Source organism: Streptomyces dangxiongensis (assembly GCF_003675325.1).
Classification (GTDB): Bacteria; Actinomycetota; Actinomycetes; order Streptomycetales; family Streptomycetaceae; genus Streptomyces; species Streptomyces dangxiongensis.
Genome location: NZ_CP033073.1, coordinates 5,106,617 through 5,128,668, shown reverse-complemented (window position 1 = coordinate 5,128,668; position 22,052 = coordinate 5,106,617). Strand labels below are relative to the sequence as shown.

The window sequence follows — 22,052 nt, the reverse complement described above, 5'->3', positions numbered from 1 at the left end:
CGCGACCGCGCCCGCGTCACCCGTGGAAACCCCGCCCCCGCCCCCCGACCTCCCCCACCCCACCCGCAGGTTCCTCGCCAGGGCGACGCTCGTCACCGCGTCGCTGTCCATCGCGGCGGCGTTGCTCGGGCTGATGCGGGATCAGTCGTTGGCGCGGTTGTTCGGGGCCGGGCAGGACACGGACGCCTTTCTCGTGGCGTGGACCGTGCCGGAGTTCGCGGCCACGCTGCTCATCGAGGACGGGCTGGCGTTCGTGCTGGTCCCGGCGTTCAGCCGGGCCCTGGCGCGCCGCGCCCAGGGCGCCCCGGGGGATCCGGTGCGGTCGCTGGTCGCGGGCACCCTGCCCCGGCTCGCGCTGTCGTTCGCGACGGTCGGGGGGCTGCTGGCGCTGGCGGCGCCGCAGTTCGTCCGGGTGCTCGCCCCGGGCCTGCCCGATCCGGGGCTCGCCGTGGACTGCACCCGGCTCACCGCGACCTGTGTGTTCAGCTTCGGCCTCGCCGGATACCTCAGCGCGGTGCTCCGGGCACACCGCCGTTTCCTGGCACCGGCCGCGATCTACATCGCGTACAACGTCGGCATCGTCACGGCGATGTACGTGCTCGGCACCCGCTGGGGCGTGCGTTCGGCCGCGTTCGGGGTGGCGGCGGGCGGCTGCCTGATGGTGTTGGTGCAGCTTCCGTCGCTGGTGAGAGAGTTGCGCCGCCGCCCGGGGAGGGCGGACGTCGGGGCCGTGGCCACCGCACAGCCGATGGGCGTGCGGCTGCTGGCCACCGTGCTGCTGTTCGCGCTGTGCCGGCAGTCACAGGTGCTGATCGAGCGGTTCCTCGCCTCGGGCCTGCCCGCCGGGGCCATCAGCCACCTGAACTACGCGCAGAAGGTCGCGCAGATCCCGATGACCCTGTCGATGATGCTGTGCACGGTCACGTTCCCCGTGGTGGCGCGGGCCCTGGCCGACGGGGACACCGAGCGGGCCCGGGTCCGGGTGGAGCGGGATCTGGCGCTGGCCGCCCGCCTGGTGCTGCTCGGCACCGCGGCGGTCGTGGCGTGCGCGCCGCAACTGATCACGCTGCTGTTCCAGCGGGGCGCGTTCACGGCCCAGGACACCGCGGCGACCGCCGAGGTGATGCGGGTCTACGCGCTAGGGCTGCTCGGCCAGACCCTGACCGGTGTCCTGGTCCGCTCCTACTTCTCGGCGGGCCGCGTCACCTGGTACCCGCTGGCCTCGATGACCGCCGGGATCGTCGTGACCTCCGGCGTCGGCGCCTGGACGATCGGGCCCTGGGGGGTCACCGGGATCGCCGCCGCCAACGCCACCGGCATCACGCTCACCGCTGTCCTGCTGCTCGCCGGCATGCGCCGCCGGAGCGTGCCCATCCGCACGGGGGCCGTGCTGCGCGGGCTGGGCCGGCCGCTGTGGGCGGCAGGGTCGGCCGCCGTGGCCGGTGCGTTCGCGGCAGCCCTGTCCTCGGCCCCGTTCGCCGGGCTCATGGCCGGCGGCACCACGGTGACCGTCGTGTTCGCCCTGCTCGGCCTGGGTCTGGACGCCCGGGGTCCGGCATCCGCTCTCCGTTCCGTACGCACCCACACCCGAAGGCTCGCTCATGCCGTCTTCCGTTGAGTCCGCTCGCGCGGCGACCTCGGCCGCCGCCGGCACCGGTCCGGTCCCGTGGATCGCCATGTACCACTCGGTCGGTGACTGTTCCGACGACCCGTACCGCATCACGGTCACCCCCGACCGGCTGGACCGGCAGCTACGCTGGCTGCGCGGGCAGGGGCTGCGCGGGGTGTCCGTGGGCGAACTGCTCGCCGCCCGGGCCCGGGGCGGGGGGCGGGACCTGGTGGGTCTCACCTTCGACGACGGGTACGCCGACTTCGTCGCCCACGCCCTGCCCGTGCTGGCGCGCCGGGAGTGCACGGCCACCCTGTTCGTGCTGCCCGGCCGGCTCGGCGGCGACAACGCCTGGGATCCGCGGGGCCCGCGCAAGCCGCTGCTGACCGCCGACGGCATCCGGCGGGCCGCCGCGGCGGGCGTCGAGATCGGCTCGCACGGCCTCACCCACGTCGATCTGACCCGGGCCGACGACGCGCGGTTGGCGGCGGAGACCGCCGGCAGCCGGGCCGCGCTGGAGGAGCTGACCGGCACCCCGGTGAGCGGCTTCTGCTATCCGTACGGCACGGTCGACCGGCGTGCCGTGGACGCCGTGCGGCGGGCCGGTTACGGCTACGCCTGCGCCATCGACCCCGGTGGGCTGAACGGCCCGCACGTCCTGCCGCGTGTGCACGTCGGGCAGAACGACACCGGCGTACGCCTGTTCCTGAAGTACCGGCTGCACCGGTTGCGCCGGCGGCCGGTCGAGGGGCTGCGGTGAGGGCGCTGCACGTCATCACCGGGCTCGGGGTGGGCGGCGCCGAGCAGCAACTGCGGCTGCTGCTGCGCCATCTGCCCGTCGAGTGCGACGTGGTGACGCTGACCGAACCCGGGGCGGTGGCCGACGGGCTGGTGGCCGACGGGGTCCGGGTGGTGCACCTGGGCATGGCCGGCAACCGCGACCTGGGCGCGCTGCCCCGGCTGGCCCGGATCGTCCGGCGGGGCCGGTACGACCTCGTGCACACCCACCTCTACCGGGCCTGCCTGTACGGGCGGATCGCCGCCCGGCTGGCCGGGGTGCGGGCGGTCGTCGCCACCGAACACTCCCTCGGCGACTCGCAGATGGAGGGCCGGCCGCTCACCGCGGGGGTGCGTTCGCTGTATCTGCTGGGCGAGCGGCTGGGCCGGTCCACCGTCGCCGTGTCGCCCACGGTCGCCGCCCGGCTGACCCGCTGGGGTGTGCCGGGGCAGCGCATCGCGGTCGTACCCAACGGCATCGACCTGGAACGTTTCGCCTTCGACCCGGTGGCCCGCCGGCACGCCCGGCAGCAACTCGGCCTGCCGGAGGACGCCTTCGTCATCGGCGGCATCGGCCGGCTGGTCCCCGGCAAGCGTTTCGACGTCGTCGTCCGCGCCCTGGCCGCGCTGCCCGACGACTGCCGGCTGCTGCTGGTCGGCGGCGGACCGGAGGAACGCGCGCTGAGGGAGAGCGCGCGGGCGGCGGGGGTCGCCGGACGGGTGCTGTTCGCCGGCGAGCGGCCGTACCTGCCCGACGGCTCGTCCGGGCCCGGCCTGCCCGCGCTGGCCTCGGCGATGGACGTGCTCGCCGCCCCCTCCCCGGAGGAGGCGTTCGGCCTCGCGGTCGTGGAGGCGCTCGCGGCCGGGCTGCCCGTGCGCTACACCTCCTGCCCGGCCCTGGAGGACCTGCCGCCCGGCGCCGCCCCGGACGCGCTGCGCGTCCCCTGCGACGCCGGCGCCTACGCCCGTGCGCTCGCCGGCGTCCGTGCCGCCGGGCCCGGTCCGCGCACCGCGCCGGAGGCGGCCCGCCACTACTGCATCACCCGCAGTGCCGCCCGGCTCATGGACGTCTACACGGCGACGCTCGCCCGCACGGTCCCGAAGTCCCGATCCCCTCAGGAGGTCAGCCCCTCATGACCGACAACCACACCCGGCACCACCGCTCTTCCCGTCTGTCCCGCGCCCGCGCGCTGCCGTCCTGGGCGCTCGTGGCGGCCGGTGTCCTCGCGGGCGGACTGCTGGGCAGCGGGTACGGGGTGCTGAAGACCCCGGAGTACACGGCGACCAGCTATGTCATCGCCGTTCCCACGGAACGGTCCGACACCGCCACCGCACTCGGTTTCGCCCAGGCCTACGGCCGGGTCGCCACCCAGCTCGCGGTCATCGGCGACGCGCAGGTGGAGGCCGGGGTGCCGGCGAGGACCCTGCGCGACAGCGTGCGCACCTCGACGTCGCCGGACGCCCCCATGGTGGCCGTCTCCGCCGTCTCCGGCCGCCCGTCCCAGGCCGCCGACATGGCCAACGCTGTCGCCCACGCCCTCATCCGGCACGCCGACACCGACAAGGCCGGCACGCACGTCGGGCTCCTGCAGTTCTCCCGGGCGGTGACGCCGGCCGAGCCGGGCTCGGCCTCCGCCGGGGTGACCGGGCTGGTCGGGGCGAGCGCGGGCGGGCTGCTCGGCGCCCTGGCGCTGCTGGTCCGGCCGGGCCGCCGGCCGGAGGACGAGACGGTGCGCCCGGCCTCGGTGCCCGGCCCGGCCGTCGCCGCCGACGCGCACGGCAAGCTGTGACCGCGACGTACACGGCGCGCACCGCGTCCACCGTCCCTCACGGTGGAGGTCGTCACCGACGAGGCCGCCTTCGCGGCCATGACCCCGGCCTGGGGGCGATTGCACGAGCGGTGCACCGCCGCGACCCCGTTCCAGACCCATGCCTGGCTGCACTCGTGGTGGCTGTCGTACGGCCGGCCCGGCCGGCTCCGGCTGCTGGTGGTGCGGGCCGGCCGCGACCTGGTGGCCGCCGCGCCGCTGATGCTGGTCAGCCGGCCGCTGCCCACGCTGGTGCCGCTCGGCGGGGCGATCTCCGACTACGCGGACGTCCTGCTGGACGACACCGACGACGGGCGGGCCGCCGGCGCGCTCACCGAGGCGCTCGCGGACGCGGCGCGCACGGCGCTGGTCGACTTCCGTGAGGTGCGCCCGGGCGGCGCGGTCGAGCGGGTGTACGACCGCTGGAGCGGGCCGCGCCGCGTGGTCCGCGACTCGCTGTGCCTGGAGCTGCCCGCCGTGCCCCATGGGCGAGCTGATCGCCCGGCTGCCGTCGGCCAAGTCCGGCCAGCGGGCGCGGGCCCAGCTACGCAAGCTGGCCGCGCTGGGGGTGCGGCGGCGGGCCGTGGGCCCGGAGGAGGTGGAGGCGACGCTCGGCCTCCTGCTGGATCTGCACCGGCTCCAGTGGCAGGGGCGGAAGGTGACCGGCGAGCATCTGCGGCCCCGGTTCCGGGAGCATCTGGTGCGCGCGGTGGGCCCGATGGTGCGCTCGGGCAACGCGGTGGTCACCGAGTTCCGGATCGGCGACGAGGTGGTGGCCGTCGACCTGACCCTGCTCTCGCGCAGCCTGACCGGCGGCTACCTCTACGGCGCCCATCCCAGCCTCAGGCAGCGGAAGGCGGACGTGGCGGTGATGCTGCTGGACGCGTCCGCCGAGTACTGCGGCAGTGGCCCGGCCGGCACGCTGAGCCTGCTGCGCGGCGACGAGCCGTACAAGCGCCACTGGCGGCCCGAACGGGTCGTCAACCAGCGGTTCCTCATGGCCCGGCGGCGCACCGCCCCGCTGCTGACGGCCGCGCTGTGCGACGCGACCGCCCGGCAGCGGAGCAGGGAGGTGCTGCACCGATGGCGGGCACACGAGCAGGGCTAGCGGCTCCGCGACCACCAGTCGAGGCGGATGCAGAGCTTTCCGCCGAGCCAGTACTCGACCCAGTCGCCGAGGTCCAGCGGCGAGCAGTGGGCCGGGGGCTTCGTGGTGGGCGTGGGCTCGGGGACGGGGGTCGGGGTCGGTGTGGGCGCCGGGACCGGCTGGTCGGTGCGGCCGTACAGGGTGGTCCGGTAGATCCGCGACGAGCGGGGGTTGCCCGAGCACTGCCACACACCGTGCGGGCAGTAGTCGGTCAGCGTGTTGTACAGCGGCCGGTGTTCGTCGAACCAGGCGAGCATGCGCCGCATGTACTCGGCGTTGTCACCGTTGCGGAACAGGCCCCATTCCGGATAGGAGATGGGCTTGCCGTGGGATTTCGCGAATTCCACGTGCTGCTGGAGACCGAGGGGCTCTTTCACCTGTTGGTCGAACGACAATCCACTCGGCTGGTCGTAGGAATCCATGCCGATGATGTCGACCGTGTCGTCCCCCGGGTAGCACTCGGTCCAGGGCACGGCGTCCCGGCCGCGGCTCGGCGTGAAGTCGAACCGGAACGCCTGGCCCGGCACCGCGCGCATGGTGGTGACGATCCTGTTCCAGTACGTCTTCCAGGCGTCGGGGTCCGGTCCGCAGCGATGGGTGTAGGTGGTGCCGTTCATCTCCCAGCCGAGCACGATGACCGTGTCCGGCACCTTGAGCTGCACCAGCTTTTCGGCCAGGGCCCTGAAGTGACGGTCGAACGCGCCGGCCGCGGCCTGCCCCAGCAGCCGCCGCACCTCGGAGTCGGGGACGTTCTCCTCGTTGCGCTCCTGCATCGGCACGTTGAGCACGAGGGTGCGGTCGGCCTTCTCGCGCCGCCAGTGCGCCCAGACGTCCAGGAAGCCGGGTGGGCCCTCGATGTCCCGCCAGCGGCCGCCGGGCAGATAGGTGTGGGCGACCCTCAGCTCGGTCCCGCCGAGCCAGTGGCTCAGCTCGGCCATCCGGGCGACCCCGCGGGCCCCGGAGTCCAGGAAGGCCCCGAACGGCGGGACCGCCCTCACCGGTACCGGGACGGCCGGCCCCGCCGGGGTGGCCTGCGAGGCCGCCGGTGCGAGCGGGATGGCCGGTGGGGTCGCCGGTGCCGGTGCCGTCGGGGCGGGCGCGGGAGGGCCGGCGGCCCACGCCGCCCCCGCCGCGGACCCGGGTCCGGTCGCCAGGACGACCGTCGCGGCGACCGCCGCCGCGACCACGGTCAGCCGCCGGGAGCGGTCCCGTCGCTGCTGTAGAGCCATGCCTGCCCCTCTTTCCGCTCGACCGCGTCTCCGCCGTCTATTTCCCGCTATTGACACACAGTCATATTTATCCGGATTTCGCCAGTGCGGTTACGGCTTTCAGGTGGCCCGAACCCCCGCACGGACGAACGGACCAGAGAAAAAGGAATCGCCCGTGTCGCTACTGGACATCCGGGTCCCCGCGGTGCTGCTGCGGATCGACCGGAATCCCTTTCACCACGGCACCCTGGGTGCCGTGCGCTCGCTCGGCAGGGCCGGGGTGGAGGTGCACGTCGTCGCCGACTCCACGGCAAGCCCGGTGCACGTGTCGCGCTTTGTACGGCAACTGCATCCGCCACCGGCGCCCGGCGCGTCCACCCGTGAGATCGCCGCCGTGCTGCACCGGGTCGCGACCCTCGTCGCCCGCCCGGCCGTGCTGATCCCGATGGACGACGCCGGCGCCATCGCGGCCGGCCTGCTGCGGGAGGACCTGGCACCCGCCTACCTGCTGCCGCGGCAGCCCGGCACCCTGCCCGGGCGGGTGGCGGACAAGGCGCAACTGGCCGGCATGTGCGCCGCCACCGGTGTCCCGCACCCGGTGACCCTGGTCCCGGACAGCGCCGAGGACGCGGCGGCGGCCACCCGGCGGCTGGGCCTGCCGGTGGTGGCCAAATGGAGCCGGCCCTGGCTGGTGCCGGCCGGCAGCGGGCTCCGCTCGACCGTGCTGCTGCGCTCGGCGCGGGAGGCGCGGGAGCTGTACCTGCGCACCGGCGAGGCGGGCAGTCCGCTGCTGTTGCAGGCCTACCTCCCGCCCGGCCCGGGCCGCGACTGGTTCTTCCACGGGTACGCCGACCACGCCGGTGTCCTGCGTGCCGGCGGGTCCGGACGCAAAGAGCTGGCGTGGCCGCGCGGGGCGGGCCTGACCGCGGCCGGCCGGTGGACGCCGGACCCCGAGGTACGGGCGCTGGCCGAACGGCTCACCGGCGAACTGGGCTACCGGGGCATCTTCGACCTGGACTTCCGCCGCTGCGGCCACACCGGCCGCTACCACCTGCTGGACTTCAACCCCCGCCCCGGCGCACAGTTCCGGCTGTTCACCGACAGCGCCGGCCTGGACGTCGTACGCGCCCTGCACCTGGACCTGACACACCGTCCGCTGCCGGCCGGGGTGCCGCTGCCCGGCCGGGAGTTCGTGGTGGAGAACTACGCGCCGCTGACCGCGCTGCGCCCCGCGCCCCTGGGCCGCGAACTGGCCTGGTACGCCCCGGACGACCCGGCGCCCGGCCTGGCGATGTGGGCGCTGTGGGCCCGGCACGTGACGGGCCGGCTCGCCGGACGCCTGCCCCTTCGCGCGAGACGGGCGGCACCGCCCGCGCCGCGGCCCCGGCCCGGCACGGCCCTCCGGGTGAACGCCCAGGACCTCCCCCACACCCTGACCGACGACGAGAAAGCGAGTAGCTGCTGATGTATGACCTGTTGGTGGTGGGCGCCGGCCCGTACGGCCTGTCCATCGCGTCGCACGCCGCGGCGGCCGGGCTGGACGTCTGCGTCCTCGGGCGGCCCATGGAGACCTGGCGTGATCACATGCCGCGCGGCATGTTCCTGAAGTCGGAGCCGTGGGCGTCCAACCTGTCCGACCCCGACGGCCGCTGGCGGCTGGACGTGTTCTGCGCCTTCCGCGGCATCACGGCCCGGCACGCCGAGCCGATCCCGCTGGAGATGTTCACCGAATACGGCGTGTGGTTCGCCCGCAACGCCGTCCCCCGGGTCGACGAACGGATCGTGACCCGGGTGACGCCGTGCGCCGGCGGCTTCGAAGCCGTCACCGAGGACGGGGAGACACTCACCGCGCGGACCGTCGCCCTGGCCGTGGGCGTGCTGCCGTTCACCGAGATCCCGGCCGCCCTGCACGGCCTGCCGCCGACCCTGGTCTCGCACAGCAGCCACCACGGCTCGCTCGACCGTTTCCGCGGCCAGGACGTCACCGTGATCGGCGGTGGCCAGGCGGCCCTGGAGACGGCCGCGCTCCTCGCCGAGCAGGGCACCCGGGTCCGGGTGCTGGCCCGCGCGGACCGGCTGTGCTGGAACGACGTGCCGCCGCCTTGGGAGCGCCCCTGGTGGCGTTCGGCCCGCTCCCCGCACAGCGGACTCGGCCCCGGCTGGCGGAACTGGTTCTACGCCGAGCGGCCCGGCCTGTACCGGCGGCTGCCGGAGCGCACCCGGACCCGGATCGCGACCGACGCGCTGGGCCCGGCCGGTGCCTGGTGGGTGCGGGAGCGGGTGGAGCGGCAGGTGGAGGTGCTGCCGGGCCGGGAGGTGGTGCGGGTCCGTGAGGTGCCGGGCGGGCTGCGGCTGGAGACCGCGGCCCGGCGGGGCGCTCCGGCCGTGCTGGAGACGGAGCATGTGATCGCCGCGACCGGGTTCCGGGCCGGCCTCGACCGGCTGCGGCTGCTCTCCCCCGATCTGGGCGCGCTGCTGGTGACGGGCGCCGACGGGGCACCGGAGGTGGGGCTGGAGTTCGAGTCGTCGTACCCCGGTCTGTTCCTGGCCGGTCTGGTCACGGCCGCGGGCTTCGGCCCGGCGATGCGGTTCGTGCACGGCGCGACGTTCACGGCGGGCACGCTGGTGCGCGGGGTACGACGGCGGCTGCGCACGGGTCCGGCGGACCGGGACGTCCGGGCCGGCCAGCGTCACACCGTGCCGGAGGCGGTGGGGCGCTGACCGGTGCCGCACGGCGGGGTGCCGGGCCCGGGCCCGGCACCCGGCGCGCTACCGGCGGGAGGCGGCCCTGCCTCGCCGTTCACGTCCCCATGACGGCCTGATCGTGTGAGCACGGCGTGGACAGTCGGGGCACGGAACGAGGGACGGACACAACGGGAGGCCGCAGAACGGGACCACCCGGTAATCACTCGATCGCGCCGCTTCTCACGGTGAGGGCCGACGGGGCGTGCGCACCCGTCCCTAGGAGACGACGTCCTTGCGGGAGAAGCCCCGGAAGGCCAGGGCGAACAGCACGAGCGCGTACGTCACGGACAGCGCGCTGCCCTGGATCATCCCGGACCACTCGGGGTGCGGCTGGACGGCGTCGGCCCAGGCGAACTGCCAGTGCGCGGGCAGGAAGTCCCGCCAGTGGCCGAGGGCGGTGACGGCGTCCAGGACGTTGCCGACGATGGTCAGGCCCACCGCGCCGCCGACCGCGCCGAGCGGGGCGTCCGTCTTCGTGGACAGCCAGAACGCCAGCCCGGCGGTGACCAGTTGGGAGACGAAGATGTACGCCACGGCCACCACGAGCCGCTGGGTCGCCGTACCCGTGTCCAGCGCACCGCCCGTGGGGATCTCCAGCGGGCCCCAGCCGTAGGCGGCCGTGCCGGCCGCCAGCGCGACGAGCGGCAGCAACAGCATGGCGGCGAGGCTCAGCCCGAGCGCCACGACGAGCTTGGACCACAACAGCCGGGCGCGGGGCACGGGCGCGGCGAGCAGATAGCGCAGCGAGGACCAGCTCGCCTCCGAGGCGACCGTGTCCCCGCAGAACAGGGCGACCGGGATGACCAGCAGGAAACCCGCCGAGACGAACAGGTTCACGGCGGCGAAGTTGGCGCCGGACGCGGTCGCCGTGTCCATCAGCGTGACCTGGTTGTTCCGGCTGCCCGGGTCGCCGCCGACGGCGAAGGCGATCAGCAGCACGAGGGGCAGTACGGCCAGGATCGCGCCCATGACCAGGGTGCGCCGGCGGGTGAGCTGGCGGACCAGCTCCACGCGCAGCGGCAGGGTGCGGCCCGCCCGGTAGCCGGGGGCGACCTCGGTGAGCGCGCTCATGCGGCACCTCCGATCAGGGTGAGGAAGGCGTCTTCCAGGCGTCGGTGGGGGCCGACCGAGACGACCGGCACCGCCAGCCGGACCAGCTCCACGACCAGCCGCTCGGCCGTGCCGTCCGGTCCGAGCCGGATCAGCAGCCCGTCGTCGGCGCGCACGGCGGAGGCGATGCCGGGCAGTGCGGCCACCTTCTCCACCACCGGCTCCTCCACGGGCGTGGCGGTGCCGACCAGCAGGGTGTCGCCGGAGCCGGTGATCTCGCGGACCGGGCCGGCCTGCACGAGCCGCCCGCGGTCCATGACCACCAGGTGGGTGCAGGACTGTTCGACCTCGGCGAGGAGGTGGCTTGAGACGATCACGGTGCGGCCGGCGGCGGCGTAGCGGATCATGACCTCGCGCATTTCGCGGATCTGGGGCGGGTCGAGGCCGTTGGTGGGCTCGTCCAGGATGAGCAGGTCGGGCAGGCCGAGCATGGCCTGGGCGATGGCCAGCCGCTGGCGCATGCCCTGGGAGTAGGTGCGCACCGCGCGGGCGAGGGCGTCACCGAGGCCGGCGATCTCCAGGGCCTCGTCCAGGTGGGCGTCCTCGGACGGGCGGCCGGTGGCCCGCCAGTACAGCTCCAGGTTCTCGCGGCCGGACAGGTGCGGCAGGAAACCCGCGCCCTCCACGAACGCGCCGACCCGGGAGAGCACGGTGGCGCCGGGCCGGATGATGTGGCCGAACACCCGGATCTCGCCGTCGTCCGGCACGATCAGGCCCATCAGCATCCGCAGGGTGGTGGTCTTGCCCGCGCCGTTGGGTCCGAGCAGGCCGAGCACCTGGCCGCGTTCGACGCGGAAGGACAGCTCGCGCACCGCGTACCGGTCGGCGGAGCCGGCGTACCGCTTGTGCAGGTCCTTGATCACGAGCGGGACGTCGGCCAGCTCGGGGTCGGGTGCGGGGGCCGCGGTGCGGCGGCGGGCGGTGAGCAGCAGGGCGAGCGCGGTGACCGCGCCGGCCGCGGGCAGCCACCACACCCAGGCGGGCAGGGGGGCCGCCGCGGTGGTGACGGCGGGGGCCGTCGGCACGCTCAGGCCGCCCTTCAGGGAGACGGTGTAGGTGGCCGGGGCGGCCGGTGAGGCGTAGCCGAGATCGGTGGAGGCCAGGACCAGGCGGAGCCGGTGGCCCTTGCGTACCTCGTGGTCGATGGCCGGGAGGGTGACCGTGACGTCCTTGCCGGCCTTGGCGCCGGTCACCCGGAAGGGGGCGACGAGCTGGGCGGGCAGCACCTGCCCGGTGCCGTCGGGGGCGACGTCGTAGACCTTGCCGAACAGGACGGCGTCGTCACGGGTGGAGGTGACGCGCACGGTGGCGGTCGGGGCGCCGGTGATCTGCAGGTCGCGGGTGAGCGGTGCCGAGTCGAAGTGCGCGTACTGACCGGGGAAGTCCAGGGAGACGCCGACGCCGAGCGTGGAGAGCTGGGCGAGGCCGCCGGAGCCGCCGAGGCCGGGCAGGGCGGAGACGCCGGGCGGGCTGGCGCCGGCCGGGTTGGTGACGTACTGGGTGCGGCCGGTGAGGGCGAGGGTGCGCCGGTGGTCGTGCAGGCCGGGGTAGGAGCCGGCGCTCGCGCCGCGCAGTTGGGCGGTGCCGTCGGTGGAGTCGACGCCTCCGGTGCGGGTGATCCGGAAGGCCGGGCCGGTGCCGGCGGTCCTGTCGCCCTTCAGGTACCGGTCGAACCACGCACGCACGCGTGCCTCGACGCGGCCGGTCTCCATGTCGCCGCCGTCGTGTCCGCCGGCGATCCAGTCGACGTCGACGGGGGCGCCGTTCGCCCGGATCGCCCGCTGGGCCGCGTCGGCCTGGTCGAGGGTGAACAGGGAGTCCGTCTGCCCCTGCACCAGCAGGGTGGGTACCTTGACGCGGGTGCCGACGGCGGACGGCGAGCGTGCCTCCAGCAGGGCGCGGGCGGCCGGGTCGGGGGTGCCGGACTCGGCGACCCGGTCGTACATCCGGCACAGCGCGGGTTCGAATCTCGCGCAGCCGCCGCCGGTGTTCATGAAGATGCCGGTCCACAGCTTCTTGAACACGCCGTTCGGGAACAGGGCGTCCGCGAGGTTCCAGTAGGTGATGGCCGGGGCGATGGCGTCCACGCGGCGGTCGTGACCGGCGGCAAGCAGCGAGACGGCGCCGCCGTAGGAGCCGCCGGCGACGCCCACGCGCGGGTCGCCGGGCGCGTCGAGCCGGACCTGGGGCTGTCCGGCGAGCCAGTCGAGGAGCCGGGAGACGTCGGCGACCTCGCCCTCGGGGTCGTTCAGCCCGATCTTCCCGGTGGACCGGCCGAAGCCGCGCGCGGACCAGGTCAGCACCGCGTACCCGTCGCGGGCGAGGTCCTCGGCCTGTCGGCGCATGTCGTCCTTGCTGCCGCCGAAGCCGTGTGCGAGCAGGACGGCGGGGTGCCGGCCGACGCCGGCCGGCGTGAAGAACGAGGTGTCCAGGCGCACTCCGTCGACCGCCATGACCCGGTCGCTGCGGCGCACGGCCCGGGTGTCGTCGGAGGCGACGGCCGCCGTCCACGTCCCGGCACCGGCGAGCACGACGGCGGCGGCCACGCCGGCGAGGAGCCGGCGCGGTCCGCGCAGCAGCGCCCGCAGCCGGGGAGGTCGGAGATCCATGGTCCAACGGTACGGGCCACCACCGACAACCGCTGCAGCCGCCGGTCGGAGCCACATGCCCTCCCTGGGGCGTACGAACCTGTCCCGGCGTACTTCACCCGTGGTACGGGGAGGCCCTGCGAATCCGCCGGGCCGCCGGCGCCGCCGGGCCGCCGCCGCGCACCTGTCCGATCATCCGGTTCGCCCGAACGAGGAGACGGCCGTCGCCGGTCTCCGTCGGCGGCGGGAAGACCCTCCACGCCGACCAGGCCGACCACGACGTCGTCCTCGCCGCCTGTCGCGGTGCGGGCGGTGAGGACGACGGGACGTGCGCCGTGGTGATGCGGGGGTTCTGGGCCCCTAGGCCCGCGCGGCCCCGGGGAGCGGCGTGCCCGCGGGGAGCTGTGCCCCTTCCGTGAGCTGCGTCCGTTCCGTGACCGGCGCGTCCTCGGCCGGCCGGGCGTCCTCGGGGATGGACACCAGCCAGCGGGTCTCGCGGCGCGGGCGCAGGTAGAACGCCCAGTAGAGGGTGGCGACGGCGGTGATGCCGCCGGTCCACAGCAGGTAGGTCGCCTCCTGCTGGGTCAGGATGTAGGCGAGGACGGCGATCAGCAGGAGCGGCACCGCGGGCCACAGCGGCATCCGCCAGGCGGTCGTGTGCTTGTGGGAGCCGCGGCGGGCGAGCAGGGCGGCGACCGCGACGAGCAGGTACATGCCGGTGACGGAGACGCCGGTGACGCCGTACAGGGTGTCGAGGTTGACGAAGCAGAGCAGCGCGCCGGGGACGCCGACCGCGAGCGTGGCGACCCACGGGGAGCCGAAGCGGCCGAGCTTGGCGAAGACGGTGTTGACGGGGCCGGGCCAGGCCTTGTCACGGGCGGAGGCGAACAGCACGCGGGAGTTCTGGATGACCATGACGATGCCCGCGTTGATGATCGCGAGGGCCACGCAGAGGCTCACGAAGGTGCCGACCGCGGAGTTGGACCAGGCGGTGACCATGGCGCTGATGTCGCCGCCGGTGAGCTGCTCCAGGTCACCGGCGCCCATGGTGATGGCGGCGACCGGCACCAGGATGACCACGGTGGAGATGGCGAGGGTGGCCATGACGGTCCGGGCGACGTTGCGGCGCGGGTTCTCCAGTTCCTCGGAGAGGTAGACGGCGGTCGAGAAGCCCTGGGTGACGAAGAGGGCGATGGCGAGGCCGGAGACGACCAGCATGGCGGTCACGGTGTCGGCGTGGCCGCCGGAGCCGGCGACCCGCATGGAGGTGAGGCTGCTCAGGCCGCGGTGGCTGTGCGAGAAGCCGAGCAGGGCGACGACTCCGGCGGCGATGACCTCCAGGACCAGGAAGATACCGGTGATCCAGGCGTTGGCGCGCAGGTCGAGCAGGCCGGCGAGGGTGGCGAGCAGCATGACGCCGGCGCCGGTCATCGCCGGGTCGAGGTGGACGAGCGGGGCGAGGTAGTCCGCGGTGCCCATCGCGATGACGGGCGGCACGATCATGACGACCAGCAGGGAGAGCACGAAGACGAGCCAGCCCGCGAGCCGTCCGGCCATCGTGGAGACCATGGCGTACTCGCCGCCCGCGCTGGGGATCAGGGTGCCCAGCTCGGAGTAGCAGAACGCGACGGCGATGCAGAGGAGGGAGCCGATGCCGATGGTGAGGGCGGTGGCGGTGCCGAGTGAGCCGAACAGGTCGGGGACGACGACGAAGAGCGTGGAGGCGGGCGTGACGCAGGACAGCGTCAGCAGCGTGCCGCCGACGACACCGATGGAACGCTTCAGCTCGGGTGCGGGGGCTGTCGCGGTGTCGACCACGGACTTCTGGAGCGTGTCGGTCATTCGGTGGTTCCGATCGACGTGAGCGGCTGAGGGTGGGGGCGGGAGCGCTATCGCCTCCGGCGGATCGTCGTACGTTCATTTCGTCCGCTCCCGGCGTTGCATAGAGAACCCCGACGAAAACCGCCACGTCAATGGTCGTTTACCTGCGGAATCCGCACCTGCGGAAGTTCCGGCACCGCATCACTTTCCCAGGCTGTGACGCCCTATAGGTGCATCCATCAAGCTTCAGCCAAGTGCGACCTTGCTTTCAAAGGGGATATCGGCGAACCTCCTTCATCATCCGTTTCGTCCGGCCAGCACGAGAACCGCAGCGGGTGTTTCAAAAAAATGTCAGCCGTCCGTTATCCGGACGTCATGCGGACGGCATATCCGGCCGCGGGCCGGACACGGCGGCGCCCCGCCCCCTCCCCGCGCGGGGAGGGGGCGGGGCGCCGTGCCGTCCGGATCAGTGGTTGCGCGGGAAGCCCAGATCCACGCCCGTCGGGGCGTCCGCCGGGTCGGGCCAGCGGGTGGTGACGACCTTGCCGCGGGTGTAGAAGTGCGTGCCGTCGTTGCCGTAGACGTGGTGGTCGCCGAAGAGCGAGTCCTTCCAGCCGCCGAAGGAGTGGTACCCGACGGGGACCGGGATCGGCACGTTCACGCCGACCATGCCGGCCTCGACCTCCAGTTGGAAGCGGCGCGCGGCACCGCCGTCCCGGGTGAAGATCGCGGTGCCGTTGCCGAACGGCGACGCGTTGATGAGCGCCAGGCCCTCCTCGTAGGTCTCGGCGCGCAGCACGCACAGCACCGGGCCGAAGATCTCGTCCTGGTACGCCTTCGCGCCGGTCGGCACCTTGTCGAGCAGCGAGATGCCGATCCAGTGGCCGTCCTCGTAGCCCTCGACGGTGTACCCGGTGCCGTCGAGCACGACCTCCGCGCCCTCGGCGGCGGCCCCGGAGACGTACGAGGCCACCTTGTCGCGGTGGGCCTTGGTGATCAGCGGGCCCATCTCGGACGCCGGGTCGCTGCCCGGGCCGATCTTGATTTTCTCGGCGCGCTCACGGATCTTCTCCACCAGCGTGTCGCCGATCGCGCCCACGGCCACGACGGCCGAGATGGCCATGCAGCGCTCGCCCGCCGAGCCGTACGCCGCCGAGACCGCCGCGTCGGCCGCCGCGTCCAGGTCGGCGTCCGGCAGCACCAGCATGTGGTTCTTGGCGCCGCCGAGCGCCTGCACACGCTTGCCGTGGGCGGAGGCGGTGGTGTGGATGTGGCGGGCGATCGGGGTCGAGCCGACGAAGGAGACGGCCTTGACGTCCGGGTGCTCCAGGAGGCGGTCGACGGCCACCTTGTCGCCGTGGACCACGTTGAACACGCCGTCGGGCAGGCCCGCCTCGGCCAGCAGCTCGGCGATCCGGACGGAGGCCGAGGGGTCCTTCTCGGACGGCTTCAGCACGAAGGTGTTGCCGGTCGCGACGGCGAGCGGGAACATCCACATCGGGACCATCGCGGGGAAGTTGAACGGTGTGATGCCCGCGACGACACCGAGCGGCTGGCGGATCGAGGCCACGTCGACCCGGCTGGCGACCTGCGTGGACAGTTCGCCCTTGAGCTGGACGTTGATCCCGCAGGCCAGGTCGACGATCTCCAGGCCGCGCGCGACCTCGCCGAGCGCGTCGGAGTGCACCTTGCCGTGCTCGGCGGTGATCAGCTCGGCGATCTCGTCGCGGTGGGCGTCCAGCAGCGCGCGGAACCGGAAGAGGACGGTGGTCCGCTGGGCCAGCGAGGACTGGCCCCAGGTCAGGAAGGCGACCTTGGCCGCCGCGACCGCCGCGTCGACCTCCTCGGCGGAGGCGAAGGCGACCTTGGTGGTGACCACGCCGGTCGCCGGGTCGGTGACCGGCCCGTACGTGCCCGACGCGCCTTCGACGGTCTTTCCGCCGATCCAGTGGTTGACGATTTTCGTCATGCCCAGAAACTCCTTCTACAGATGGCGGCGTCGGGTCGAGACGTGCCGTTCGTACAGCTCACGTGCCCTGACCGCCGACGGTCGGGTCGCGGTCTCGGCCACAGGAACATCCCACCAGGCCTGCGCCCCGGGCGCGCCCGACACAGTGTCGGACGTTTCGGTCTCCACGTAGACACATGTGGGAGTGCCGGCGGCCCGGGCCTCGGCGAGCGCCTCCCGCAGCTCCCGTACGGTCGTGGCGCGCAGCACCCGCATGCCCAGGCTGGCGGCGTTGGCGGCGAGGTCGACGGGCAGCGGGGCCCCCGTGAACGTGCCGTCCTCGGCCGGGAAGCGGTAGGCGGTGCCGAACCGCTCGCCGCCGACCGACTCCGACAGGCCGCCGATCGAGGCGTACCCGTGGTTCTGCACCAGCAGGACCTTGATCGCGACACCCTCCTGCACGGCGGTCACGATCTCCGTCGGCATCATCAGATACGTGCCGTCGCCGACCAGCGCCCACACGTTCCGCTCCGGCGCGGCGAGCTTCACGCCGAGCGCGGCCGGGATCTCGTAGCCCATGCAGGAGTAGCCGTACTCCAGGTGGTACTGGTCGCGGGAGCGCGCCCGCCACAGCTTGTGCAGGTCGCCGGGGAGCGAGCCGGCCGCGTTGACGATGATGTCCGACCCGTCCACCAGCGCGTCCAGCGCGCCGATGACCTGCGGCTGGGTCGGCCGCGCGGCGTCGTCGCCGGCCGCGAAGCAGGCGTCGACGCGCCGCTCCCAGCGTTCCTTGTCCGCGGTGTAGCCGGCGACGTAGGCGTCGGTGACCGTGTGTCCGTGCATCACCAGGGCCTCGGTCAGTTCGCCGAGCCCGCTGCGGGCGTCGGCGATCAGCGGGAGCCCGGCGAGCTTGTGGCCGTCGTAGGGTGCGATGTTCAGGTTGAGGAAGCGGACGTCCGGGTGTGCGAAGAGGGTGCCGGAGGCGGTGGTGAAGTCGGTGTACCGGGTGCCGACGCCGATCACCAGGTCGGCGGTGCGGGCCAGCTCGTCGGCGGTCGCGGTGCCGGTGTGCCCGATCCCGCCGACGTCCTGCGGGTGGTCGTGGCGCAGCGAACCCTTGCCGGCCTGGGTGGAGGCGACGGGGATGCGGGTGGCCGACGCGAACTCCGCGAGGGCCTCCTCCGCGCGGCTGTGGTGCACTCCGCCGCCCGCGACGACCAGCGGCCGGCGCGCCTGGCGGACCGCCCGGACCGCCTCCGCCAGCTCGGCCGGGTCCGCGCCCGGCCGGCGTACGGTCCACACGCGCTCGGCGAAGAACTCCTCCGGCCAGTCGTGGGCCTCGGCCTGCACGTCCTGCGGCAGGGCGAGGGTGACCGCGCCGGTCTGGACCGGGTCGGTGAGCACCCGTGCGGCCTGGAGGGCCGCCGGGATCAGGGCCTCGGGGCGGGTGACGCGGTCGAAGTAGCGGGACACCGGGCGCAGGGTGTCGTTGACCGACACGTCGCCCGCGTACGGCACCTCGAGCTGCTGGAGCACCGGGTCGGCCGGGCGGGCGGCGAACACGTCGCCGGGCAGGAGCAGCACCGGCAGGTGGTTGACGGTGGCCAGGGCGGCGCCGGTGACGAGGTTGGTCGCGCCGGGGCCGATGGACGTCGTCACCGCGTGCGTGGACAGCCGGTTCGACTGGCGGGCGTAGCCGACCGCCGCGTGCACCATGGACTGCTCGTTGCGGCCCTGGTGGTACGGCATGACGTCGGCGTGCTCGACCAGTGCCTGGCCGATCCCGGCGACGTTGCCGTGCCCGAAGATGCCCCAGGTGGCGCCGATCAGCCGCCGCCGCTCGCCGTCCCGCTCGGTGTACTGGGCGGCGAGGAAGCGGACGAGTGCCTGGGCGACGGTCAGCCGCGTCGTCATCGGTATCCCCCTGTGGTCTCGGTGTGGTCCGGGTGGAAGCAGATCTTCCACTCACGGGTCGCGCCCGGGCCGGCCATGACGTTCAGGTAGTAGAGGTCGTGCCCGGGCTGGGCGATCGAGGGGCCGTGCCAGCCGTCGGGGACGAGGACCGCGTCGCCGGAGCGGACCTCGGCGAGCAGGTCGGAGCCGCCCGGCCGGGAGGGGAACACCCGCTGGTAGCCAAGACCGTTCGGGCCGTCGATCTCGAAGTAGTAGATCTCCTCCAGCTCGGACTCCTCGCCCGGCCGGTGCTCGTCGTGCTTGTGCGGCGGGTACGACGACCAGTTGCCGCCCGGGGTGATGACCTCGACGGCGATCAGCCTGTCGCAGTCGAAGGAGTCGGCCGAGGCGAAGTTGCGCACCCGGCGGGCGCACCTGCCGCTGCCGCGCTCCTCGACGGGTACCTCCGGCGCGGGGCCGTAGCGGGCGGGGAGTCGTCGCTCGCACTTCGCTCCTGCCAGGGCGAAGCGGCCTCCCGCGCCGGAGGCGATCTGGACCCGGGTGTCCCGGGGGGCGTACACGAAGTCGGAGACGCCCGTGAACACGCTTTCCCGGCCCAGGAGTTGGAACTCTCGCTGTTCCGTTCGCACGGTACATCCGCCTTCCAGCGGAAGCACGATCCATTCGCTGTCGCCGGTGGTGAAAGTCTGCGTACCGCCGGGTGTCAGCTCCACGACGCGCAGGCTGCTGTGCGTCCACCCGGCCCGCTCGGGGCCGATGTCGACGGCGTACCGGGCGTTCGCGGTCGTGCCCCTGGGCAGATGCAGGTCGGTGCTCGTCATGCGGCCCTCACAGCAGTCCTACGGCGGTGTCCACGGCGGCGGCCACGTCGCCGTCCGCCGGGTACAGCAGCGAGCGGCCGACGACCAGGCCGCGCACGGTGGGCAGTCGCAGGGCGCCGCGCCACTTCTCGTACGCCCCCTCCTGGTCGTCCCCGACCTCGCCGCCGAGGAGCACGGCGGGGAGGGTGGAGGTCTCCATGACGTGGGCCATGTCGTCGGGGTTCTCGGTGACCGGCACCTTCAGCCAGGTGTAGGCGGAGGAGCCGCCGAGGCCCGAGGCGATGGCGAGGGACCGGGTGACCGCCTCGGCCGACAGGTCGTTGCTCAGTCGGCCCTCGGGGGTGCGGCGGCTGATGAACGGTTCCACGAACACCGGGAGCCGGCGGGCGGCCATGGCGTCGATGGCGCGGGCGGCGGCCTCCAGGGTGGTCAGGGAGCCCGGATCGGCGTAGTCGACGCGCAGCAGCAGCTTGCCCGCGTCGAAGCCGAGGCGTTCGATGTCCTCGGGGCGGTGGCCGGTGAACCGGTCGTCCAGCTCGAAGCTGGCCCCCTGGAGGCCGCCGCGGTTCATCGAGCCCATGACGACCTTGTTCTCCAGGGCGCCGAGCAGCAGCAGGTCGTCCAGGATGTCGGCGGTGGCGAGGACGCCGTCGACGCCGGGCCGGGACAGCGCGAGGCAGAGGCGTCCGAGGAGGTCGGCGCGGTTGGCCATGGCGAGCCCGCGGTCGCCGACGCCGAGGGCGCCGCGGGCCGGGTGGTCGGCGGCGACGATCATCAGCCGGCCGTTCTCGTTCAGCAGGGGCCGGCGGGCCCGGCGGGCGGCGGCCTCGGCGATCGCCTCGGGGTGGCGGGTGCGGACGCCGACGAGTGCGGAGACGTCCACGCGAGGGTGGCGGATACCGTCGCCGCCGTGGGTGTGCGTGCCCGTGACGCGGCCCGCCCTCACCGGACCGCTCCGGCCTCGAGCGCGGCGGCCACCTCGTCGGGGGCGGGCATCGCGGAGGAGCACTCCAGCCGGGAGGCGACGATCGCGCCGGCCGCGTTGGCGTGCCGCATGACCGTCTCCAGGTCCCAGCCGGCGAGCAGGCCGTGGCAGAGGGAGCCGCCGAAGGCGTCCCCGGCGCCGAGTCCGTTCAGGACGGTGACGGGCAGGGGCGGGACCTCGGCGCTCTCGCCGTCGCTGCGGACGGCGAGGACCCCCTCGGGCCCCTGCTTGACGACGGCCAGCTCGACGCCGGAGGCAAGCAGGGCGCGGGCGGCGGCGTACGGTTCGCGTTCCCCGGTGGCCACCTCGACCTCGTCCACGTTGCCGACGGCGACCGTGGCGTGGCGCAGCGCCTCGGTGTAGAACGGGCGGGCGGACGCGGGGTCGGCCCAGAACATCGGGCGCCAGTCGAGGTCGAGGACGGTGGTCCCCGACCCGGCCCGGTGGGCGAGGGCCGCGAGGGTCGCCGTCCGGCTCGGCTCCTCGCTCAGACCGGTGCCGGTGACCCAGAAGATCCGGGCCTCGCGGACGGCGTCCAGGTCGAGCTGGTGGGCGTCGATCTCCAGGTCGGGGGCCTTGGGCTGCCGGTAGAAGTAGAGCGGGAAGTCGTCCGGCGGGAAGACCTCGCAGAAGGTCACCGGGGTCGGCAGGCCGGGGACGGGGGTGACCCAGCGGTCGTCGACGCCGAAACCGCGCAGCGCCTCGTGGAGGTAGGCACCGAACGGGTCGTCGCCGGTGCGGGTGATCACGGCGGTGCGCCGGCCGAGCCGGGCCGCGGCGACCGCGACGTTCGCCGCCGACCCGCCGAGGAACTTGCCGAAGGACGACACCCGGGCGAGCGGGACACCGGTCTGGAGCGGGTAGAGGTCCACCCCGATCCGCCCCATGGTGATCAGGTCGTAGGCCATCGGCATCCCTTCGTCGCGGCTCTCCCCCGGCTTTCTAGTCCCGCGCGCCGAGCCCTGTCAATGTTTTGTCCGGACATTCGGACGACTTCCCTCCGAGGTGGGGGCGGGCCCCCTGCGAGGCACCGCCCTTTTATGACGGACGTGTCACAAACTCCCCCTTCCTGTCACGCATGTCACGTATACGCGGGCTCTCGGTCACACCCGGACGACAAGGATGCCCGGCCGGTAACTCTGCGTCGTTCAACGGGCACAGGCTTGGTGATCGCCAGCGCAGCGCCCGGTCCCCCCGGCGGCCGTACCCGGCCGCCGCCGCGGCGCGCGCGGGGAGGTACGGCTCATGACCGACCGAAGGCTCTGGTCCTACAAGGAGATCGCGGCGCACATCCGGGTCCAGCCGGACACCGTGCGGTCCTACCGCAAGCACGGGCTGCTGCCCCCGCCCGACCATGTCGAGGGCGGCAAGCCCCTACTGGTACGCCGACACCGTCCGCGCCTGGGTCGCCTCCCGCCCCGGCAACCGCGGCCGCGGGGGCGGCTGACCCCGTCCGCGGACCCGGCGGCCGGACGGCGCAGGCGGCGGGTTGTCGACGGCCGAGGGCGTCGAGGGAGAGGTGGGCGCCGCCGCCGGTCGGCCCACGGGCGGCGGCGGCCCCCGGCCCGGAC

General features: G+C 73.9%; 15 protein-coding genes and 2 pseudogenes. 8 read left to right on the top strand and 9 right to left on the bottom strand.

All coding sequences use genetic code 11. The features are described from left to right. The first annotated feature begins 22 nt into the window (after window positions 1-22). From murJ to D9753_RS23065, 5 genes and pseudogenes are all read left to right on the top strand, one after another. Window positions 23-1,618 (top strand): murein biosynthesis integral membrane protein MurJ, encoded by a 1,596-nt coding sequence (gene murJ / locus D9753_RS23085; RefSeq protein ID WP_276209443.1) that lies wholly within the window; start codon window positions 23-25, stop codon window positions 1,616-1,618. After that, complete coding sequence (locus D9753_RS23080; protein ID WP_205614236.1) at window positions 1,602-2,369, top strand: polysaccharide deacetylase family protein; 768 nt, start codon at window positions 1,602-1,604, stop codon at window positions 2,367-2,369. Before murJ ends, D9753_RS23080 begins: the two co-directional genes overlap by 17 nt. Continuing rightward, window positions 2,366-3,523 (top strand): glycosyltransferase, encoded by a 1,158-nt coding sequence (locus tag D9753_RS23075; RefSeq protein WP_121788723.1) that lies wholly within the window; start codon window positions 2,366-2,368, stop codon window positions 3,521-3,523. The genes D9753_RS23080 and D9753_RS23075 overlap by 4 nt, the downstream gene beginning before the upstream one ends. Then, entirely contained in the window at window positions 3,520-4,176 is a 657-nt protein-coding gene (locus D9753_RS23070) for a YveK family protein (protein ID WP_121788722.1), read from the top strand. Before D9753_RS23075 ends, D9753_RS23070 begins: the two co-directional genes overlap by 4 nt. 78 nt (window positions 4,177-4,254) lie before the next feature. Next, window positions 4,255-5,302, top strand: a pseudogene (locus D9753_RS23065) (GNAT family N-acetyltransferase). Here the strand turns inward: D9753_RS23065 and D9753_RS23060 are convergent. Continuing rightward, entirely contained in the window at window positions 5,299-6,570 is a 1,272-nt protein-coding gene (locus D9753_RS23060; protein WP_121788721.1) for a glycoside hydrolase family 26 protein, read from the bottom strand. The pseudogene D9753_RS23065 and the gene D9753_RS23060 sit on opposite strands and share 4 nt — an antisense overlap. Before the next feature lie 154 nt (window positions 6,571-6,724). Between D9753_RS23060 and D9753_RS23055 the strand changes: the two genes are divergently transcribed. Then, complete coding sequence (locus tag D9753_RS23055; protein WP_240468253.1) at window positions 6,725-8,014, top strand: carboxylate--amine ligase; 1,290 nt, start codon at window positions 6,725-6,727, stop codon at window positions 8,012-8,014. Next, entirely contained in the window at window positions 8,014-9,270 is a 1,257-nt protein-coding gene (locus D9753_RS23050) for an NAD(P)-binding domain-containing protein (protein ID WP_121788720.1), read from the top strand. The genes D9753_RS23055 and D9753_RS23050 overlap by 1 nt, the downstream gene beginning before the upstream one ends. A gap of 240 nt (window positions 9,271-9,510) precedes the next feature. On the opposite strand, the gene D9753_RS23045 is transcribed toward D9753_RS23050, so the two are convergent. The 8 genes from D9753_RS23045 to iolC all read right to left on the bottom strand — a co-directional run bounded on the left by D9753_RS23045 (window position 9,511) and on the right by iolC (window position 21,389). Continuing rightward, the gene (locus D9753_RS23045) at window positions 9,511-10,365 is read right to left on the bottom strand and encodes an ABC transporter permease (protein ID WP_121788719.1); all 855 of its coding nucleotides are present in this window, start codon (window positions 10,363-10,365) and stop codon (window positions 9,511-9,513) included. Beyond that, window positions 10,362-13,013: a CocE/NonD family hydrolase gene (locus tag D9753_RS23040; RefSeq protein WP_121788718.1), complete on the bottom strand. Its 2,652-nt coding sequence runs from the start codon at window positions 13,011-13,013 to the stop codon at window positions 10,362-10,364. The genes D9753_RS23045 and D9753_RS23040 overlap by 4 nt, the downstream gene beginning before the upstream one ends. Window positions 13,014-13,352: 339 nt before the next feature. After that, window positions 13,353-14,834: an APC family permease gene (locus tag D9753_RS23035; protein ID WP_240468252.1), complete on the bottom strand. Its 1,482-nt coding sequence runs from the start codon at window positions 14,832-14,834 to the stop codon at window positions 13,353-13,355. 445 nt (window positions 14,835-15,279) lie between these two features. Beyond that, the gene (gene mmsA / locus D9753_RS23030) at window positions 15,280-16,782 is read right to left on the bottom strand and encodes a CoA-acylating methylmalonate-semialdehyde dehydrogenase (RefSeq protein ID WP_121788717.1); all 1,503 of its coding nucleotides are present in this window, start codon (window positions 16,780-16,782) and stop codon (window positions 15,280-15,282) included. A gap of 15 nt (window positions 16,783-16,797) precedes the next feature. Continuing rightward, window positions 16,798-18,675 carry a 3D-(3,5/4)-trihydroxycyclohexane-1,2-dione acylhydrolase (decyclizing) gene (gene iolD, locus D9753_RS23025; RefSeq protein WP_121788716.1) on the bottom strand — a complete coding sequence of 626 codons (1,878 nt, stop codon included), beginning with the start codon at window positions 18,673-18,675 and terminating at the stop codon, window positions 16,798-16,800. Then, window positions 18,672-19,496 carry a 5-deoxy-glucuronate isomerase gene (iolB, locus tag D9753_RS23020; protein ID WP_121788715.1) on the bottom strand — a complete coding sequence of 275 codons (825 nt, stop codon included), beginning with the start codon at window positions 19,494-19,496 and terminating at the stop codon, window positions 18,672-18,674. The genes iolD and iolB overlap by 4 nt, the downstream gene beginning before the upstream one ends. 7 nt (window positions 19,497-19,503) lie before the next feature. Continuing rightward, entirely contained in the window at window positions 19,504-20,379 is an 876-nt protein-coding gene (locus tag D9753_RS23015) for a Cgl0159 family (beta/alpha)8-fold protein (protein ID WP_449455429.1), read from the bottom strand. A 59-nt stretch (window positions 20,380-20,438) separates the two neighbouring features. After that, complete coding sequence (gene iolC / locus D9753_RS23010) at window positions 20,439-21,389, bottom strand: 5-dehydro-2-deoxygluconokinase (protein ID WP_121788714.1); 951 nt, start codon at window positions 21,387-21,389, stop codon at window positions 20,439-20,441. A gap of 337 nt (window positions 21,390-21,726) precedes the next feature. Here iolC and D9753_RS38105 point away from each other — a divergent pair. After that, window positions 21,727-21,928 (top strand): annotated as a pseudogene (locus D9753_RS38105) (helix-turn-helix transcriptional regulator). Window positions 21,929-22,052: the final 124 nt, after the last annotated feature.

What these genes read in the sequence shown, in the direction of transcription:
- iolB (WP_121788715.1), bottom strand. Translation starts at nt 19,496, where the DNA reads ATGACGAGCACCGACCTGCATCTGCCCAGGGGCACGACCGCGAACGCC.
- D9753_RS23080 (WP_205614236.1), top strand. Translation starts at nt 1,602, where the DNA reads ATGCCGTCTTCCGTTGAGTCCGCTCGCGCGGCGACCTCGGCCGCCGCC.
- D9753_RS23060 (WP_121788721.1), bottom strand. Translation starts at nt 6,570, where the DNA reads ATGGCTCTACAGCAGCGACGGGACCGCTCCCGGCGGCTGACCGTGGTC.
- D9753_RS23040 (WP_121788718.1), bottom strand. Translation starts at nt 13,013, where the DNA reads ATGGATCTCCGACCTCCCCGGCTGCGGGCGCTGCTGCGCGGACCGCGC.
- mmsA (WP_121788717.1), bottom strand. Translation starts at nt 16,782, where the DNA reads ATGACGAAAATCGTCAACCACTGGATCGGCGGAAAGACCGTCGAAGGC.
- iolC (WP_121788714.1), bottom strand. Translation starts at nt 21,389, where the DNA reads ATGGCCTACGACCTGATCACCATGGGGCGGATCGGGGTGGACCTCTAC.
- iolD (WP_121788716.1), bottom strand. Translation starts at nt 18,675, where the DNA reads ATGACGACGCGGCTGACCGTCGCCCAGGCACTCGTCCGCTTCCTCGCC.
- D9753_RS23035 (WP_240468252.1), bottom strand. Translation starts at nt 14,834, where the DNA reads ATGACCGACACGCTCCAGAAGTCCGTGGTCGACACCGCGACAGCCCCC.
- D9753_RS23070 (WP_121788722.1), top strand. Translation starts at nt 3,520, where the DNA reads ATGACCGACAACCACACCCGGCACCACCGCTCTTCCCGTCTGTCCCGC.
- D9753_RS23045 (WP_121788719.1), bottom strand. Translation starts at nt 10,365, where the DNA reads ATGAGCGCGCTCACCGAGGTCGCCCCCGGCTACCGGGCGGGCCGCACC.
- D9753_RS23050 (WP_121788720.1), top strand. Translation starts at nt 8,014, where the DNA reads ATGTATGACCTGTTGGTGGTGGGCGCCGGCCCGTACGGCCTGTCCATC.